We start from the raw sequence: 17,474 nt of genomic DNA on the forward strand, positions 1-17,474 counted from the left end.
AATGTTAGAAAACTCAGCTGGTTAACCCAACTGAGTTTTGAAGTTTTTTAGTCTTTCCAAAGTTCTTTAACTTTTGCTTGTACTTCTGCATTCTCTAGGAATTCATCATAGGTTTCATCGATACGGTCAATGACGCCATTTTTAGACAAGACAATAATATGGTTAGCAAGAGTTTGAATAAACTCGTGGTCATGGCTGGCAAAGATGATTGATTCTTTGAAGTTTTTCAATCCATCGTTCAAGCTTGAGATAGATTCCAAGTCCAAGTGATTGGTTGGATCATCAAGTACAAGGACATTTGATTTCAAGAGCATGAGCTTTGAAAGCATGACACGCACTTTTTCTCCCCCTGACAAGACATTTACAGGTTTGTTAACTTCATCTCCAGAGAAGAGCATACGGCCGAGGAAGCCACGTAGGAAAGTATTGTCATCTTCCTCTTTACTTGCGAATTGACGCAACCAGTCAAGGATTGACTCTCCTCCTGCAAAATCTGCCGAGTTATCTTTTGGCAAGTAAGAACGGCTAGTAGTTACTCCCCACTTGATAGTTCCTTCATAGTCAATGTCACCCATGATTGCACGAATTAATGCAGTCGTTTGGATGTCATTTTGTCCAATTAGCGCTGTCTTATCACCTGGACGTAAGATAAAGCTGATATTATCTAAAATAGTCTCACCATCAATCTTTACAGATAGATTTTCTACTGTCAAGAGATCATTACCGATTTCACGTTCCGCTTTAAAGTTGATAAATGGATATTTACGACTAGATGGTACAATTTCTTCAAGTTCAATTTTATCAAGCATTTTCTTACGTGATGTTGCTTGCCTTGATTTAGAAGCATTGGCAGAGAAACGAGCAACGAATTCTTGCAATTGCTTAATTTTTTCTTCTGCTTTGGCATTACGGTCTGCTAGCAATTTAGCAGCGAGTTCAGAAGATTCCTTCCAGAAGTCATAGTTTCCGACATAGAGTTTGATTTTTCCAAAGTCAAGGTCGGCCATGTGAGTACATACTTTGTTCAAGAAGTGACGGTCGTGGGATACTACGATAACGGTGTTATCAAAATCAATCAAGAAGTCTTCTAACCAAGTAATCGATTGGATATCCAAACCGTTGGTTGGCTCGTCCAAAAGAAGAACATCTGGTTTACCAAAAAGTGCTTTGGCTAGGAGAACTTTTACTTTTTCACCGTTGGCCAATTCGCTCATGTTTTGATAGTGCAATTCTTCTGGAATGTTTAGGTTTTGAAGTAGTTGAGAGGCTTCACTCTCTGCTTCCCAACCTCCAAGCTCGGCAAACTCTCCTTCGAGTTCGGCAGCACGGACGCCATCCTCATCTGAGAAATCTTCCTTCATGTAGATAGCATCTTTCTCCTTCATGATGCTATAAAGTTTTTCATTTCCCATAATAACGACATCAATGGCACGTTCATCCTCATAGTCAAAGTGATTTTGACGAAGCACAGAGAGACGTTCATCTGGATCAAGAGAAATATGACCAGTAGTAGGTTCGATATCTCCAGCTAAAATTTTTAAAAAGGTTGATTTTCCGGCACCATTAGCACCGATTAATCCGTAAGTATTTCCTTCTGTAAATTTGATATTGACATCATCAAAAAGTTTACGATCACTAAAACGTAGTGAAACATCAGATACTGTAAGCAATATTTTTCTCCTATATGTGTAATATATTTATTCTACTAGAAAATACAGAAATATTCAAATTTTTATTTGTCAATTTTGTGTAAACTATATTTACAGTATCCTTTACACAAATCCGTAAATGGCAAGACTGATTTATTTTGATAAATTACGGTTATTTTATTAAAAAAATGCTATAATTGAAGGGACCACATCGAAGGAGAATAAAATGACTAAACCCATTATTTTAACAGGAGACCGTCCAACAGGAAAATTGCATATTGGACATTATGTTGGCAGTCTCAAAAATCGAGTATTGTTACAGGAAGAGGATAAGTATGATATGTTTGTGTTCTTGGCTGACCAACAAGCTTTGACAGATCATGCTAAAGATCCTCAAACAATTGTAGAGTCTATCGGAAATGTTGCTTTGGATTATCTTGCAGTTGGATTGGATCCAAGTAAATCAACTATCTTTATTCAAAGCCAAATTCCAGAATTAGCTGAGTTATCTATGTATTATATGAATCTAGTTTCATTAGCACGTTTGGAGCGTAATCCAACTGTCAAGACAGAGATTGCTCAGAAAGGATTTGGAGAAAGTATTCCGACAGGCTTCTTAGTTTACCCAATAGCTCAAGCAGCTGACATTACAGCTTTTAAGGCTAATTATGTTCCTGTTGGGACAGATCAGAAACCAATGATTGAGCAAACTCGTGAAATTGTTCGTTCATTTAACAATGCATATAACTGTGATGTCTTGGTAGAGCCAGAAGGTATTTATCCAGAAAATGAGAGAGCAGGGCGTTTGCCTGGTTTAGATGGAAATGCTAAAATGTCTAAATCCCTTAATAACGGTATTTATTTAGCTGATGATGCGGATACTTTGCGTAAAAAAGTAATGAGTATGTATACAGATCCAGATCATATCCGTGTTGAGGATCCAGGTAAGATTGAAGGAAATATGGTTTTCCATTATCTAGATGTTTTTGGTCGTCCAGAAGATGCTCAAGAAATTGCTGATATGAAAGAACATTATCAACGAGGTGGTCTTGGTGATGTGAAGACCAAGCGTTATCTACTTGAAATATTAGAACGTGAACTTGGTCCTATTCGTGAGCGCCGTATCGAATTTGCTAAGGATATGGGAGAAGTTTATAATATGCTTCAAAAAGGTAGTGAAAGAGCACGTGAAGTTGCGGGTCAAACCCTATCTGATGTTAAAGGGGCCATGGGACTTCATTACTTTAACTGAGTTTATTTTACAAGAAACTATCATTTCTATATCAAAGAAAAGATAGTTTTTTATTTGCTCCTGTAACATTTGACAAATTTTTATAGAATGGTATGATAGATACAATATAAAAAGAGTCAAGCTCAAAAAGAAAGAAAAGAGGAAACTTCGAATGTCTAATTGGGACACTAAATTTTTGAAAAAAGGTTTTACCTTTGATGATGTATTGCTTATTCCAGCTGAAAGTCATGTGTTGCCTAACGATGCAGATTTAACAACTAAATTGGCAGATAATTTGACTTTAAATATCCCAATTATTACCGCTGCCATGGACACAGTTACAGAGAGTCAAATGGCCATTGCTATTGCTCGTGCAGGCGGTCTCGGAGTTATCCATAAAAACATGTCAATTGCTCAACAAGCAGACGAGGTTCGTAAGGTAAAACGTTCTGAAAATGGAGTTATTATTGATCCGTTCTTCTTGACGCCTGAACATACAATCGCTGAAGCTGATGAGCTTATGGGACGTTACCGTATCAGTGGTGTTCCAGTTGTTGAAACACTTGAAAATCGTAAATTAGTTGGTATTTTGACAAATCGAGATCTTCGTTTTATTTCAGATTATAACCAACCAATTTCAAATCATATGACTAGTGAAAATCTTGTGACTGCTCCTGTGGGTACAGATCTTGCAACGGCTGAAAGCATTCTTCAAGAACACCGTATTGAAAAACTTCCGTTGGTAGATGAAGAAGGCCGTCTTTCTGGTTTGATTACTATTAAAGATATTGAAAAAGTTATTGAGTTTCCAAATGCGGCTAAAGATGAGTTTGGTCGTCTTCTGGTTGCTGGTGCAGTAGGTGTTACTTCAGATACATTTGAACGTGCAGAGGCTCTTTTTGAGGCAGGAGCGGATGCGATTGTTATTGATACTGCGCATGGTCATTCTGCAGGTGTCTTGCGTAAAATTGCTGAGATTCGTGCTCATTTCCCAGACCGTACACTGATTGCTGGAAATATTGCTACTGCTGAAGGTGCACGTGCCCTTTATGAAGCAGGTGTAGACGTTGTCAAGGTTGGGATTGGCCCAGGTTCTATCTGTACTACTCGTGTGATTGCTGGTGTTGGTGTTCCGCAAGTAACAGCTATCTATGATGCTGCAGCTGTTGCGCGTGAATATGGTAAAACGATCATTGCTGACGGTGGAATCAAGTATTCTGGAGATATTGTAAAAGCCCTTGCAGCAGGTGGCAATGCCGTTATGCTTGGATCTATGTTTGCTGGAACTGATGAAGCTCCAGGAGAAACCGAAATCTTCCAAGGACGTAAATTCAAGACTTACCGTGGTATGGGTTCAATCGCTGCTATGAAGAAAGGTTCAAGCGACCGTTACTTCCAAGGTTCTGTCAATGAAGCAAACAAACTCGTTCCAGAAGGAATTGAAGGTCGTGTTGCTTATAAAGGAGCGGCAGCTGATATTGTCTTCCAAATGATTGGTGGTATTCGCTCTGGTATGGGTTATTGTGGTGCAGCTAACCTTAAAGAACTACATGATAATGCTCAATTTATTGAAATGTCTGGTGCTGGTTTGAAAGAAAGCCATCCTCATGATGTACAAATTACGAATGAGGCACCAAATTATTCCATGTAAAAACAATGAAAAGAACTCCCGTGAAAACAGGAGTTCTTTTACAATGTTGTCAACTTACCTTTACAGTAACTTTACCATCCTGAATAGTGAAAATGCTTAGATTTTCTGGCAGATTTTGAAGATGATCTAAGCTGGTTGTTGTGATAAAGGTTTGTATTGAATGTGAAATCGTTTCTAATAGTTTTAGTTGTCTAGTGTTGTCAAGTTCGCTCATAACATCGTCAAGCAGTAATATTGGAGATTCTGTAGTAATACTTTCCATTAATTCGATTTCTGCTAATTTTATAGATAGGACGAGACTACGATGTTGACCTTGACTTCCAAAACTAGCATCCATCCTATTTATATAAAAAGAAATATCATCTCGATGAGGACCAACATCAGTATTCTTTTTAAATAAATCTCTGGACCTACTTTTTTCTAAAGCAATTTTGAAAGATTCTGATAAGTCTTCTTTGTCAGTTAGCTTAACAGAAGATTGATAGGATATTGACAGTTCTTCAATCTGATTAGAGATTTCAAAATGTTTCTTACGCCCAAAATGCTCTAGTTTTTTTATGAAATCTAAGCGGTGCTTCATTACGCGACATCCATAATCGACTAGCTGATCATCTAGTACTGAAAGGAAGGTTTCATCTATTGTTTGAGCTGATTTTAAATAGGTATTTCTTTGCTTAAGGATGTGATTATAATTGGTTAAGTCAGATAAATAGATTGGCTTAATTTGCCCAAGCTCCATATCAATGAATTTTCGTCGAACTGAAGGTGCTCCTTTAATTAGTTGTAAATCTTCAGGAGCAAATAAGACAACATTCATGTGTCCTACGTAATCTGAAAGTCGTGCCTGTTTTAAGTGATTCACTTTTGTCACACGTCCTTTTTGTGTTAGTTCAATTTCGAGAGGAACGGATCCCGTTTTTTTCTGAACAAGACCTGAAAGATGAAGTTGTTCCTCATCAAAATGAATGAGATTTTTATCTGTTCGAGTTCGATGACTACGTGTTAAGGCTAAAAAATAGATAGCCTCTAACATATTTGTTTTTCCTTGAGCATTACGTCCTAAAAAGACATTTAATTTAGGATTAAAGTTTATTTTCGTCTCTTTATAGTTACGAAAAGTTTTGAGAGATAGATGTTGTAGCCACATGATTATCTACCAGGGAATCGCGGAGCTTGTTTGCTTTTGGGTGAAGAAGTAGGTTTTGATTTATCTTTTTTTACTCCCTTATTCATCTCTTTAACAAGCTTAGCGATTCGTTCTTTTTCAACTTTATCAGCTTGGTATTCCCCTTGCTCCTCAGAAGTAGGTTGTGTCAACAAGATGTCAATATTCATGTCAGGGATGTCAACTTTATCACCAATACGAAGTTTTTTACCACGACGATTCTCTAATTCCCCATTAAAGTAAACAGAATGTTCAGAGAGAAATGATTTGATAGCTCCTCCGCTATGTGTAATTCCAAGTTCTTTGAGTAGTGCTTGGAGGGTAATAAATTCTTCAAATAATTTGTATTCCATAATTCACCTCAATCTTTGGTATTATACCATATTTTCCTAAAAATAGTGAGAGAAATAGGGAGAAATGTAAGCGATTTTTATTTCAAAAGTGTTACAGAGAACAAGAAAATTTCAGGTTTTCGTGATATAATAGAAGTCTGTATATAAGGAGGTAAATCATGGAGTTAGTGCATGGAATTTCAACACATTTTATCCAATCAAAAAAGTTTAAAACGAACAAAATCACCGTGCGTTTTACCGCTCCATTATCTCTTGATACGATTGCAGGTCGCATGTTGAGTGCGAGTATGCTAGAGACTGCTAATCAGATGTACCCCACTTCTCAAGATTTGAGAAAACATTTGGCCAGTCTATACGGTACAGATATGTCAACCAATTGTTTCAGAAGAGGGCAAAGTCACATTGTAGAATTGACATTTACCTATGTTCGTGATGAGTTTTTAAGTAGGAAAAATGTGCTAACTTCTCAGGTTTTGGAACTTGTAAAAGAAACTCTTTTTTCACCCGTAGTAGTTGACAATGGGTTTGATTCGGCCTTATTTGAAATTGAGAAAAAACAATTACTAGCAAGTTTAGCAGCCGATATGGATGATTCTTTTTATTTCGCACATAAAGAATTAGATAAATTATTTTTTCATGATGAACGTCTCAAATTGGAATACAGTGATTTACGAAATCGTATTTTAGCTGAAACTCCACAAAGTTCTTATTCTTGTTTCCAAGAATTTTTGGCTAATGATCGAATAGATTTCTTTTTCCTAGGTGACTTTAATGAGGTTGAAATTCAAAATGTATTAGAATCAGTTGGCTTCAAAGGTCGAGATGGAGATGTGAAGGCTCAGTATTGTCAACCATATTCTAATATCCTTCAGGAAGGTATGATTCGGAAAAATGTGGGACAATCCATTTTGGAATTGGGTTATCATTTCCCTTCTGAATATGGTGATGAGCAACATTTACCAATGATTGTAATGAATGGTTTACTGGGCGGATTTGCTCACTCTAAACTCTTTACAAATGTTCGTGAAGATGCTGGATTAGCTTATACAATTTCCAGTCAGCTCGATTTATTTAGTGGGTTCTTGAGGATGTATGCTGGTATTGATCGAGAAAATCGGAACCAGGCTCGTAAAATGATGAATAATCAACTGCTTGATTTAAAAAAAGGATATTTTACAGAGCTTGAATTAGAGCAGACAAAGGAGATGATTCGTCGGTCTTTGTTACTTTCTCAAGATAATCAATCTTCATTGATTGAACGTGCTTATCAAAATGCCTTACTTGGAAAATCTTCAGCAGACTTTAAAAGTTGGGTTGCAAAACTCGAGAAAGTTGACAAAGATGCTATTTGTAGAGCAGCTAATAATGTGAAACTACAAGCGATTTACTTTATGGAAGGAATAGAATGACAAAGGTTGTTTTTGAAGAAAAATACTATCCAGCTGTAAAAGAAATGGTTTATCGAACTCGTTTGTTAAATGGATTGACAGTTGCTCTTTTGCCTAAAAAAGAATTTAAAGAGGTTTACGGGAGTGTAACTGTACAGTTTGGTTCGGTAGATACGCTTGTCACAGAAGTTGACGGAGATGTAAAACAATATCCTGCGGGAATTGCTCATTTTCTTGAACATAAATTGTTTGAGAGAGAAAATGCTAGCGATTTGATGTCGGCTTTTACGAGTCTAGGTGCAGATAGTAATGCCTTTACAAGCTTTACAAAAACAAGCTATCTTTTTTCAGCAACGGATCATTTTTTAGAAAATTTGGACTTACTTGATGAATTGGTAACATCAGCACATTTTACTGAAGATTCCATTTTAAGAGAGCAGGATATTATCCAGCAAGAACGAGAAATGTATCAAGATGATCCAGATTCGTGCTTATTCTTTTCAACTTTAGCGAATTTGTATCCTGACACACCTTTAGCAACTGATATAGTTGGAAGTGAGGAATCAATTGCCCAAATTAATCTAACTAATTTGCAAGAAAATTTTACAAGGTTTTACAAACCTGTAAACATGTCTCTGTTTTTAGTTGGCAATTTTGACGTGGGTCAGGTACAGGATTATTTTGAAAGAAAAGAACTGGAAGATTTAGATGTTCAGGAACTAGCAAGAGAAAAGTTTGTTTTACAACCTGTAAAGCAAACAGACAGCATGAGGATGGAAGTATCTTCTCCCAAACTAGCGATTGGTGTTAGAGGTAAACAAGAAGTTGCCGAAGCGGATTGCTATCGACATCATATTTTATTAAAATTATTGTTTGCAATGATGTTTGGTTGGACTTCGGATCGTTTTCAGAAATTATATGAATCAGGTAAAATTGACGCATCCTTATCTCTGGAAGTTGAAGTAACAAGTCGCTTTCATTTTGTCATGTTGACAATGGATACAAAAGAGCCAGTTGCTTTATCTCATCAGTTTAGGAAGGCTATTCGTAATTTTACAAAGGATTTAGATATTACAGAGGATCATTTAGATATTATCAAAAGAGAGATGTTTGGAGAATTTTTCAGTAGCATGAACTCTCTTGAATTTATTGCAACGCAATATGATGCTTTTGAAAATGGTGAGACAATTTTTGATTTGCCAAAAATTTTACAGGAAATTACTTTAGAGGATGTCCTTGATGCTGGACATCATTTAATAGATGATGGTGATATAGTTGATTTTACAATATTCCCATCGTAGTAACCTATCATAATCGATACTAGAAAGAAGGAATGACAAGTATGAGGAAAAAAACAATTGGTGAGGTTTTACGTTTAGCTAGAACCAACCAAGGGTTGACTTTAGAAGAATTACACAAAAAAACAGAAATTCAGTTGGATATGTTGGAAGCGATGGAAGCTGATGATTTTGATCAACTTCCTAGTCCCTTTTATACTCGTTCTTTTTTGAGAAAGTATGCGTGGGCAGTTGAGCTAGATGAGCGAATTGTCTTGGATGCTTATGATTCTGGGAGCATGATTACTTATGAGGAAGTAGATGTTGATGAAGACGAGTTGACAGGTAGGAGACGTTCAAGTAAGAAAAATAAGGCATCATTTTTACCTTTATTTTATTTTATACTCTTTGCACTATCGATTGTCATTTTTGTGACTTATTATGTTTGGAATTATCTCCAGACTCAACCGGAGCGTTCATCTGCGTCTAGTTATAGTGTAGTCCAAGCAACAAGCTCAACTAGTTCTGTAACTTCATCTTCAAGTAGTAGTTCATCAAGTAGCTCTTCGAATATGGAACCAGCTATAACGGTATCAGGTGAAGGAAATAGAGTAGAAGTTGCTTATAAAACGAGTAAGGAAACTGCAAAATTACAATTATCAGTCTCAGATGCTAGAAGTTGGGTTAGTGTTTCAGAAAGTGATCTTGAGGGTGGAGTGACCTTATCACCAGATAATAAAAGTGCGGAAACAACAGTTTCAACTAAAAATTCTGTGACCATTACTTTAGGTGTTGTCAAAGGTGTCGCTTTAACAGTAGATAATCAGACCGTTGACTTATCAAAATTAACATCTCAGACTGGAAAAATCACTGTAACCTTTACGAAAAATTAAGGAAAAACGAATGAAAAAAGAACAAATTCCAAATCTCTTAACAATAGGTCGAATTCTTTTTATACCTATTTTTATCTTTATTTTAACGGTAGGAAATTCGATAGAGAGTCATATAGTAGCAGCTATTATCTTTGCTATTGCCAGTATTACCGATTATTTAGATGGATATTTAGCTCGTAAATGGAATGTGGTCAGTAATTTTGGTAAATTTGCAGATCCTATGGCGGATAAGTTACTAGTTATGTCGGCTTTTATTATGCTGATTGAGTTAGGTATGGCTCCGGCTTGGATTGTTGCAGTGATTATCTGTCGTGAGTTGGCTGTGACAGGTTTAAGGCTTTTATTGGTTGAAACTGGTGGGACGGTTTTAGCAGCAGCAATGCCTGGAAAAATTAAAACTTTCAGTCAGATGTTTGCCATTATTTTCTTGCTATTACACTGGACTTTGATTGGCCAAGTTCTACTTTATGTAGCCTTGTTTTTCACTATCTACTCTGGCTATGATTATTTCAAGGGTAGTGCCTATGTATTTAAAGGGACATTTGGTTCGAAATGAAATCAATAATTGATGTAAAAAATCTTTCTTTTCGCTATAAGGAAAGTCAGGAATATTACGATGTGAAGGATATTACGTTTCACGTGAAACGTGGAGAATGGCTTTCGATTGTAGGGCATAATGGTAGTGGTAAATCAACGACGGTTCGCTTAATTGATGGCTTACTGGAAGCAGACTCCGGAGAGATTGTAATTGATGGCCAACGGCTGACTGAGGAAAATGTTTGGAATATACGTCGTCAAATCGGTATGGTTTTTCAAAATCCAGACAATCAATTTGTTGGAGCGACTGTTGAAGATGATGTTGCCTTTGGTTTGGAAAATCAGGGACTTTCTCGTCAAGAAATGAAAAAGAGAGTGGAAGAAGCTCTGGATTTGGTTGGCATGTTGGACTTTAAAAAGAGAGAGCCAGCGCGTCTATCAGGTGGCCAAAAGCAACGTGTGGCTATTGCAGGTGTTGTAGCCCTAAGACCAGCTATTTTAATCCTAGATGAAGCAACGAGTATGTTGGATCCTGAGGGACGTAGAGAACTGATTGAGACAGTAAAAGGAATTCGGAAAGACTATGATGTGACGGTCATTTCCATTACACATGATTTGGAAGAAGTTGCCATGAGTGATCGTGTGTTGATCATGAAAAAAGGGTCAATTGAATCAACTAGTAGTCCAAGGGAGCTTTTCTCTCGAAATGATTTAGATCAAATTGGATTAGACGACCCTTTTGCCAATCAATTAAAACATTCTTTGAGCCAGAATGGCTATGATTTGCCTGGAAATTATTTGACAGAAAGTGAGCTAGAGGATAAGCTATGGGAATTGCTCTAGAAAATGTGAGTTTTACATATCAAGAAGGGACTCCTTTAGCTTCAGCAGCTTTGTCGGATGTTTCTTTGACGATTGAAGATGGTTCTTATACGGCCTTAATTGGACATACAGGTAGCGGGAAATCGACTATTTTACAACTCTTAAATGGTTTATTGGTACCAAGTGCAGGCAGTGTGCGGGTATTTGATACCTTAATCACCTCGAATTCTAAAAATAAAGATATTCGTCAAATTAGAAAACAGGTTGGCTTGGTATTTCAGTTTGCTGAAAATCAGATCTTTGAAGAAACAGTTTTGAAGGACGTTGCTTTTGGACCGCAAAATTTTGGAGTTTCTGAAGAAGATGCGGAGCAGATTGCGCGTGAGAAACTGGCTTTGGTTGGAATTGATGAATCACTTTTTGATCGTAGTCCGTTTGAGTTGTCAGGTGGACAAATGAGACGTGTCGCAATTGCAGGCATACTTGCCATGGAGCCAGCTATATTAGTCTTAGATGAGCCCACAGCAGGCTTAGATCCCTTGGGGAGAAAAGAGTTGATGAATTTGTTCAAAAAACTCCACCAGTCAGGGATGACTATTGTTTTGGTAACGCATTTGATGGATGATGTTGCTGAATATGCTAATCAAGTATATGTGATGGAAAAGGGACGTTTAGTTAAGTTTGGTAGACCGAGTGATGTCTTTCAAGATGTTGTCTTCATGGAAGGAGTGCAGTTGGGAGTACCTAAAATTACAGCCTTTTGTAAACGATTGGCTGATAGAGGCGTGTCATTTAAACGATTACCGATTAAGATAGAGGAGTTCAAGGAGTCGCTAAATGGATAGTATGATTTTGGGGCGTTATATCCCAGGTGATTCGATTGTTCACCGCTTGGATCCACGTAGCAAATTGCTTGCTATGATGCTACTGATTTTGATTGTGTTTTGGGCTAATAATCCCTTGACGAATCTAATTCTTTTTATAGCGACAGGGATATTTATTGCCTTGTCAGGAGTATCTCTTTCATTTTTTATTCAGGGCTTGAAATCTATGTTTTTCTTGATTGCCTTCACAACTATTTTTCAACTGTTTTTCATTTCTAATGGGAATGTTTTATTTGAGTTTTCGTTTGTGAGAATCACGGATTATGCATTGCAACAAGCTGGAATTATTTTTTGTCGCTTTGTATTGATTATTTTCTTTTCAACTTTGTTAACCTTAACGACCATGCCCTTAAGTTTGGCCTCAGCTGTCGAAGCTTTGTTAGCACCTTTAAAGCGTGTGAAAGTTCCAGTTCATGAAATTGGATTGATGCTATCTATGAGTCTGCGTTTTGTTCCGACATTAATGGATGATACGACGCGGATTATGAATGCACAGAAAGCGCGTGGAGTGGACTTTGGAGAAGGAAGCATTGTTCAAAAGGTGAAGGCTATGATTCCCATTTTGATTCCTCTTTTTGCGACAAGTTTAAAACGTGCGGATTCCTTGGCTATCGCTATGGAAGCGCGTGGGTATCAAGGTGGAAAAGGCAGAAGTCAATATCGACAACTGAAATGGACTCGAAAGGATACGCTAGCAATCCTTGTTATTATCGTACTTGGTTGTTGCTTATTTTTCTTAAAATCTTAGTAGATTTTAAAGAATTGCTTAAAAGTTACTGTAACAGTTTTTGATATAAAGGTAGGGATATGAACCGTTTTAAAAAATCAAAATATGTCATTATTGTTTTTGTCACTGTTCTGCTTGTGTCAGCTCTCTTAGCGACGACTTATTCAAGTACAATTGTGACAAAATTAGGCGATGGAATCTCATTGGTTGATAGAGTTGTGCAAAAACCTTTTCAGTGGTTTGATTCTGTCAAATCAGATTTGGCTCATTTGACACGAACTTATAATGAAAATGAAAGTTTGAAGAAACAGATTTACCAATTAGAAGTTAAATCAAATGAGGCGGAAAGTTTAAAGACGGAAAATGAACAACTGCGTCAACTGCTTGATATGAAGTCCAAGTTACAAGCCACAAAGACTTTGGCATCAGATGTTATTATGCGTTCTCCAGTATCTTGGAAGCAGGAGTTGACCCTGGATGTAGGCAAATCAAAAGGAGCTTCTGAGAACATGTTAGCCATTGCAAATGGTGGTTTGATTGGGAGTGTTTCAAAAGTGGAAGAGAACTCTACTATGGTCAACCTTCTGACAAATACGGAAAACGCTGATAAGATTTCTGTTAAAATTCAACATGGTTCTACTACAATTTATGGGATTATTGTTGGTTATGACAAGGAAAATGAGGTTCTTAAAATTAGCCAATTAAATAGTAATAGCGATATTAGTGCGGGCGATAAGGTGACCACTGGTGGATTAGGAAACTTTAATGTTGCGGATATTCCAGTTGGTGAAGTGGTTGCCACAACGCATAGTACGGACTATTTGACACGAGAAGTAACTGTTAAATTGAGTGCAGATACTCATAATGTGAATGTGATAGAATTAGTGGGGAATTCATAATGAGACAGTTGAAGCGGGTTGGAGTATTTTTATTGCTTCCTTTCTTTGTTCTAATTGATGCCCATATTAGTCAGCTTCTGGGCTCGTTTTTTCCCCACGTGCAGTTGGCCAGTCATTTTCTATTTTTGTTTCTCTTATTTGAGACGATTGAAGTATCAGAGTATCTCTATTTAGCCTATTGTTTTGTAGTGGGTTTGGTTTATGATATTTACTTTTTCCACTTGGTAGGGATTGCGACTCTGTTATTCGTCTTGTTGGGGGCATTTCTCCATAAATTTAATAGTGTTATTTTATTGAATCGTTGGACGAGAATGTTGGCAATTATTGTCATGACTTTTCTATTTGAGATGGGAGCTTATATACTTGCAATAGTAGTAGGTCTAACTGTGGATAGTATGTCTTTGTTTATAGTCTATAGTTTAGTGCCATCAATGATTTTGAACCTTATATGGATGATTATTTTTCAGTTTATTTTTGAAAAATTTTACCTATAAGAAAGAAATAAAAATGTAACAAAGGCGTAATATTCATTAGGCCTTTTTTTGGTATACTAGTATTGTCTTTAAAAGAAGGAGTATTTACGAAATATGAAGAAAAAAATCTTAGCGTCACTTTTATTAAGTACAGTATTGGTTTCTCAAGTAGCTGTTTTAACAACTGCGCATGCAGAAACTACTGATGACAAAATTGCTGCTCAAGATAATAAAATTAGTAACTTAACAGCACAACAACAAGAAGCCCAAAAACAAGTTGATCAAATTCAGGAGCAAGTATCTGCTATTCAAACAGAGCAATCAAACTTGCAATCTGAAAATGATAGACTACAAGCAGAATCTAAAAAGCTTGAGGGTGAAATTACAGAACTTTCTAAGAATATTGTATCTCGTAATGATTCATTGCAAAAACAAGCTCGTAGCGCTCAAACAAATGGAGCTGCAACAAACTACATCAATACAATTGTAAATTCAAAATCAATTACAGAAGCTATCTCACGTGTTGCTGCAATGAGTGAAATCGTGTCTGCAAACAACAAAATGTTGGAACAACAAAAAGCAGATAAAAAAGCTATTTCTGAAAAACAAGTAGCAAACAATGATGCAATTAATACAGTTATTGCAAATCAGCAAAAACTAGCTGATGATGCTCAATCATTAACTACAAAACAAGCTGAGTTGAAAGCTGCAGAATTGAATCTTGCTGCTGAAAAGGCTACTGCAGAGGATGAAAAAGCAAGTTTACTTGAGAAAAAAGCAGAAGCAGAAGCAGAAGCTAAAGCAGCTGCAGAAGCAGAAGCAGCTTACAAAGCTAAACAAGCAAGTCAACAACAAACAGTAGTTGCTTCTGGAAATACAACTTTTACAGCGCAGGTTCAAGCAGTATCTACTACTTCTTCATCATCAAGTTCATCTGAATCTAGTTCGTCTGAATCATCTTCAAGCAGTGCTTCAACAGAATCAACAAGCTACACTCCTGCACCAGTAAAACATCATCCAACATACAGTACTAACGCTTCAAGTTATCCAACTGGTGAGTGTACATGGGGAGCTAAGACATTGGCACCTTGGGCAGGAGACTATTGGGGTAATGGAGCGCAGTGGGCTACAAGTGCAGCTGCAGCAGGATTCCGTACAGGATCTACACCTCAAGTTGGTGCTATTGCATGTTGGAATGATGGTGGATATGGACACGTAGCCGTGGTTACAGCTGTTTCATCATCAACAAGTATCCAAGTATCTGAATCAAACTATGGTGGAAATCGTACAATCGGAAATAAACGTGGATGGTTCAATCCTACTACAACTTCAGAAGGTTTTGTAACATATATCTATCCAAACTAATGAATGAAACAAAGAGGCTCGATTTGAGTCTCTTTTATGATTTATATAGTTACCTGCTTTAAAAATCTATTAAAATGGCTTGAAAATATTGAAAAAGTATGGTAAAATGAAACTTGTCGTGTGAACGATAATACTCATTCTTGATGAATTGTGAAACAGTTGCCCTTGGGTCGTTTTGCGAGTTGAAGTCAAGAAGAGGAAAAAAACAAAAAGGAGAAATACTCATGGCAGTAATTTCAATGAAACAACTTCTTGAGGCTGGTGTACACTTTGGTCACCAAACTCGTCGCTGGAACCCTAAGATGGCTAAGTACATCTTCACTGAGCGTAACGGAATCCACGTTATCGACTTACAACAAACTGTAAAATACGCTGACCAAGCTTACGATTTCATGCGTGATGCAGCAGCTAATGATGCAGTTGTATTGTTCGTTGGTACTAAGAAACAAGCAGCTGATGCAGTTGCTGAAGAAGCAGTACGTTCAGGTCAATACTTCATCAACCACCGTTGGTTGGGTGGAACTCTTACAAACTGGGGAACAATCCAAAAACGTATCGCTCGTTTGAAAGAAATCAAACGCATGGAAGAAGATGGGACTTTCGAAGTTCTTCCTAAGAAAGAAGTTGCACTTCTTAACAAACAACGTGCACGTCTTGAAAAATTCTTGGGTGGTATCGAAGATATGCCTCGTATTCCAGACGTAATGTACGTAGTTGACCCACATAAAGAGCAAATCGCTGTTAAAGAAGCTAAAAAATTGGGAATCCCAGTTGTAGCGATGGTTGACACAAATACAGATCCAGATGATATCGATGTAATCATCCCAGCTAACGATGACGCTATCCGCGCTGTTAAATTGATCACAGCTAAATTGGCTGACGCTATCATCGAAGGACGTCAAGGTGAAGATGCAGCAGCAGTTGAAGCAGAATTTGCAGCTTCAGAAGCTCAAGCAGATTCAATCGAAGAAATCGTTGAAGTTGTAGAAGGCGACAACGCTTAATTTATATAAATAGTAATTACCTAGGAGGGCGGGGCTTAGCCCGGCTCTCCTATTTTTAAAAAATATAGGAGAATCAAAATGGCAGAAATTACAGCTAAACTTGTAAAAGAGTTGCGTGAAAAATCTGGTGCCGGTGTTATGGACGCTAAAAAAGCGCTTGTAGAAACAGACGGTGACATCGAAAAAGCGATTGAATTGCTTCGTGAAAAAGGTATGGCTAAGGCAGCTAAGAAAGCTGACCGTGTTGCTGCAGAAGGTTTGACTGGTGTTTATGTTAACGGTAATGTTGCAGCAGTTATTGAAGTAAACGCTGAAACTGACTTCGTTGCGAAAAACGCTCAATTCGTTGAATTGGTAAATACTACAGCTAAAGTTATTGCTGAAGGAAAACCTGCTAATAATGAAGAAGCACTTGCTTTGACAATGCCTTCAGGTGAAACTCTTGAAGCTGCATACGTATCTGCAACAGCAACTATCGGAGAAAAAATCTCATTCCGTCGCTTTGCATTGATTGAAAAAACAGATGCACAACACTTTGGAGCTTACCAACATAACGGTGGACGTATCGGTGTTATTTCAGTTGTTGAAGGTGGAGACGAAGCACTTGCTAAACAATTGTCAATGCACATCGCAGCGATGAAACCAACAGTTCTTTCTTACAAAGAATTGGATGAGCAATTCGTTAAAGATGAGTTGGCACAATTGAACCACGTAATCGACCAAGACAATGAAAGCCGTGCAATGGTTAACAAACCAGCTCTTCCACACTTGAAGTATGGCTCAAAATCACAATTGACTGATGAAGTGATCGCCCAAGCTGAAGCTGACATCAAAGCTGAATTGGCTGCAGAAGGCAAACCAGAAAAAATCTGGGACAAAATCATCCCAGGTAAAATGGATCGCTTCATGCTTGACAACACTAAAGTTGACCAAGCTTACACACTTCTTGCACAAGTTTACATCATGGATGACAGCAAGACAGTTGAAGCATACCTTGAATCAGTCAAAGCTTCAGTAGTTGAGTTCGCTCGCTTTGAAGTTGGTGAAGGTATCGAGAAAGCTGCAAACGACTTCGAAGCTGAAGTTGCAGCTACAATGGCAGCAGCCTTGAATAACTAATAATAAAAAGGAAGCTAAATTGCTTCCTTTTTTCTAT

17 protein-coding genes are annotated in these 17,474 nt (G+C 37.4%); 14 read left to right on the forward strand and 3 right to left on the reverse strand.

The window, feature by feature from the left end:
* Nucleotides 1-47 precede the first annotated feature (47 nt).
* Nucleotides 48-1,670, reverse strand: coding sequence for an ATP-binding cassette domain-containing protein (locus tag OCF96_RS06160; protein WP_261446699.1), 1,623 nt, complete (start codon nucleotides 1,668-1,670; stop codon nucleotides 48-50).
* A gap of 205 nt (nucleotides 1,671-1,875) precedes the next feature.
* On the opposite strand from OCF96_RS06160, the gene trpS reads away from it, so the two are divergent.
* Complete coding sequence (trpS, locus tag OCF96_RS06165; protein WP_000165456.1) at nucleotides 1,876-2,901, forward strand: tryptophan--tRNA ligase; 1,026 nt, start codon at nucleotides 1,876-1,878, stop codon at nucleotides 2,899-2,901.
* Nucleotides 2,902-3,052: 151 nt separating this feature from the next.
* Nucleotides 3,053-4,531, forward strand: coding sequence for an IMP dehydrogenase (gene guaB / locus OCF96_RS06170; protein ID WP_000073418.1), 1,479 nt, complete (start codon nucleotides 3,053-3,055; stop codon nucleotides 4,529-4,531).
* Between the two features lie 49 nt (nucleotides 4,532-4,580).
* On the opposite strand, the gene recF is transcribed toward guaB, so the two are convergent.
* Together recF and yaaA are read right to left on the reverse strand one after the other, a co-directional pair.
* Entirely contained in the window at nucleotides 4,581-5,678 is a 1,098-nt protein-coding gene (gene recF / locus OCF96_RS06175) for a DNA replication/repair protein RecF (RefSeq protein ID WP_000266680.1), read from the reverse strand.
* Between the two features lie 2 nt (nucleotides 5,679-5,680).
* Nucleotides 5,681-6,049: a S4 domain-containing protein YaaA gene (gene yaaA / locus OCF96_RS06180; protein WP_000455893.1), complete on the reverse strand. Its 369-nt coding sequence runs from the start codon at nucleotides 6,047-6,049 to the stop codon at nucleotides 5,681-5,683.
* Between the two features lie 158 nt (nucleotides 6,050-6,207).
* On the opposite strand from yaaA, the gene yfmF reads away from it, so the two are divergent.
* The 12 genes from yfmF to tsf all read left to right on the forward strand — a co-directional run bounded on the left by yfmF (nucleotide 6,208) and on the right by tsf (nucleotide 17,437).
* Nucleotides 6,208-7,458, forward strand: a complete 1,251-nt coding sequence (gene yfmF, locus OCF96_RS06185) for an EF-P 5-aminopentanol modification-associated protein YfmF (protein WP_261446700.1) — start codon at nucleotides 6,208-6,210, stop codon at nucleotides 7,456-7,458.
* Complete coding sequence (yfmH, locus tag OCF96_RS06190; protein ID WP_261446701.1) at nucleotides 7,455-8,738, forward strand: EF-P 5-aminopentanol modification-associated protein YfmH; 1,284 nt, start codon at nucleotides 7,455-7,457, stop codon at nucleotides 8,736-8,738. Before yfmF ends, yfmH begins: the two co-directional genes overlap by 4 nt.
* A gap of 41 nt (nucleotides 8,739-8,779) precedes the next feature.
* Nucleotides 8,780-9,607, forward strand: a complete 828-nt coding sequence (gene rodZ, locus OCF96_RS06195) for a cytoskeleton protein RodZ (RefSeq protein ID WP_261446702.1) — start codon at nucleotides 8,780-8,782, stop codon at nucleotides 9,605-9,607.
* 10 nt (nucleotides 9,608-9,617) lie between these two features.
* Nucleotides 9,618-10,163 carry a CDP-diacylglycerol--glycerol-3-phosphate 3-phosphatidyltransferase gene (gene pgsA, locus OCF96_RS06200; protein ID WP_020900979.1) on the forward strand — a complete coding sequence of 182 codons (546 nt, stop codon included), beginning with the start codon at nucleotides 9,618-9,620 and terminating at the stop codon, nucleotides 10,161-10,163.
* Complete coding sequence (locus tag OCF96_RS06205) at nucleotides 10,160-10,987, forward strand: energy-coupling factor ABC transporter ATP-binding protein (RefSeq protein ID WP_261446703.1); 828 nt, start codon at nucleotides 10,160-10,162, stop codon at nucleotides 10,985-10,987. Before pgsA ends, OCF96_RS06205 begins: the two co-directional genes overlap by 4 nt.
* On the forward strand, nucleotides 10,972-11,811 hold the full coding sequence (locus OCF96_RS06210; RefSeq protein WP_261446704.1) for an energy-coupling factor transporter ATPase: 840 nt from the start codon (nucleotides 10,972-10,974) through the stop codon (nucleotides 11,809-11,811). The genes OCF96_RS06205 and OCF96_RS06210 overlap by 16 nt, the downstream gene beginning before the upstream one ends.
* Nucleotides 11,804-12,598: an energy-coupling factor transporter transmembrane component T family protein gene (locus OCF96_RS06215; protein ID WP_084928709.1), complete on the forward strand. Its 795-nt coding sequence runs from the start codon at nucleotides 11,804-11,806 to the stop codon at nucleotides 12,596-12,598. The genes OCF96_RS06210 and OCF96_RS06215 overlap by 8 nt, the downstream gene beginning before the upstream one ends.
* A gap of 59 nt (nucleotides 12,599-12,657) precedes the next feature.
* Nucleotides 12,658-13,476, forward strand: a complete 819-nt coding sequence (gene mreC / locus OCF96_RS06220; protein ID WP_261446705.1) for a rod shape-determining protein MreC — start codon at nucleotides 12,658-12,660, stop codon at nucleotides 13,474-13,476.
* Complete coding sequence (gene mreD, locus OCF96_RS06225; protein ID WP_084928711.1) at nucleotides 13,476-13,970, forward strand: rod shape-determining protein MreD; 495 nt, start codon at nucleotides 13,476-13,478, stop codon at nucleotides 13,968-13,970. The genes mreC and mreD overlap by 1 nt, the downstream gene beginning before the upstream one ends.
* 93 nt (nucleotides 13,971-14,063) lie before the next feature.
* Entirely contained in the window at nucleotides 14,064-15,314 is a 1,251-nt protein-coding gene (pcsB, locus tag OCF96_RS06230; RefSeq protein WP_261446706.1) for a peptidoglycan hydrolase PcsB, read from the forward strand.
* 224 nt (nucleotides 15,315-15,538) lie between these two features.
* Complete coding sequence (gene rpsB, locus OCF96_RS06235) at nucleotides 15,539-16,318, forward strand: 30S ribosomal protein S2 (protein ID WP_000268459.1); 780 nt, start codon at nucleotides 15,539-15,541, stop codon at nucleotides 16,316-16,318.
* A 78-nt stretch (nucleotides 16,319-16,396) separates the two neighbouring features.
* On the forward strand, nucleotides 16,397-17,437 hold the full coding sequence (tsf, locus tag OCF96_RS06240; RefSeq protein WP_261446707.1) for a translation elongation factor Ts: 1,041 nt from the start codon (nucleotides 16,397-16,399) through the stop codon (nucleotides 17,435-17,437).
* Nucleotides 17,438-17,474: the final 37 nt, after the last annotated feature.

Origin of the sequence: Streptococcus mitis (assembly GCF_946190065.1) — a bacterium.
In the GTDB taxonomy this organism is placed as follows: Bacteria; Bacillota; Bacilli; order Lactobacillales; family Streptococcaceae; genus Streptococcus; species Streptococcus mitis_DE.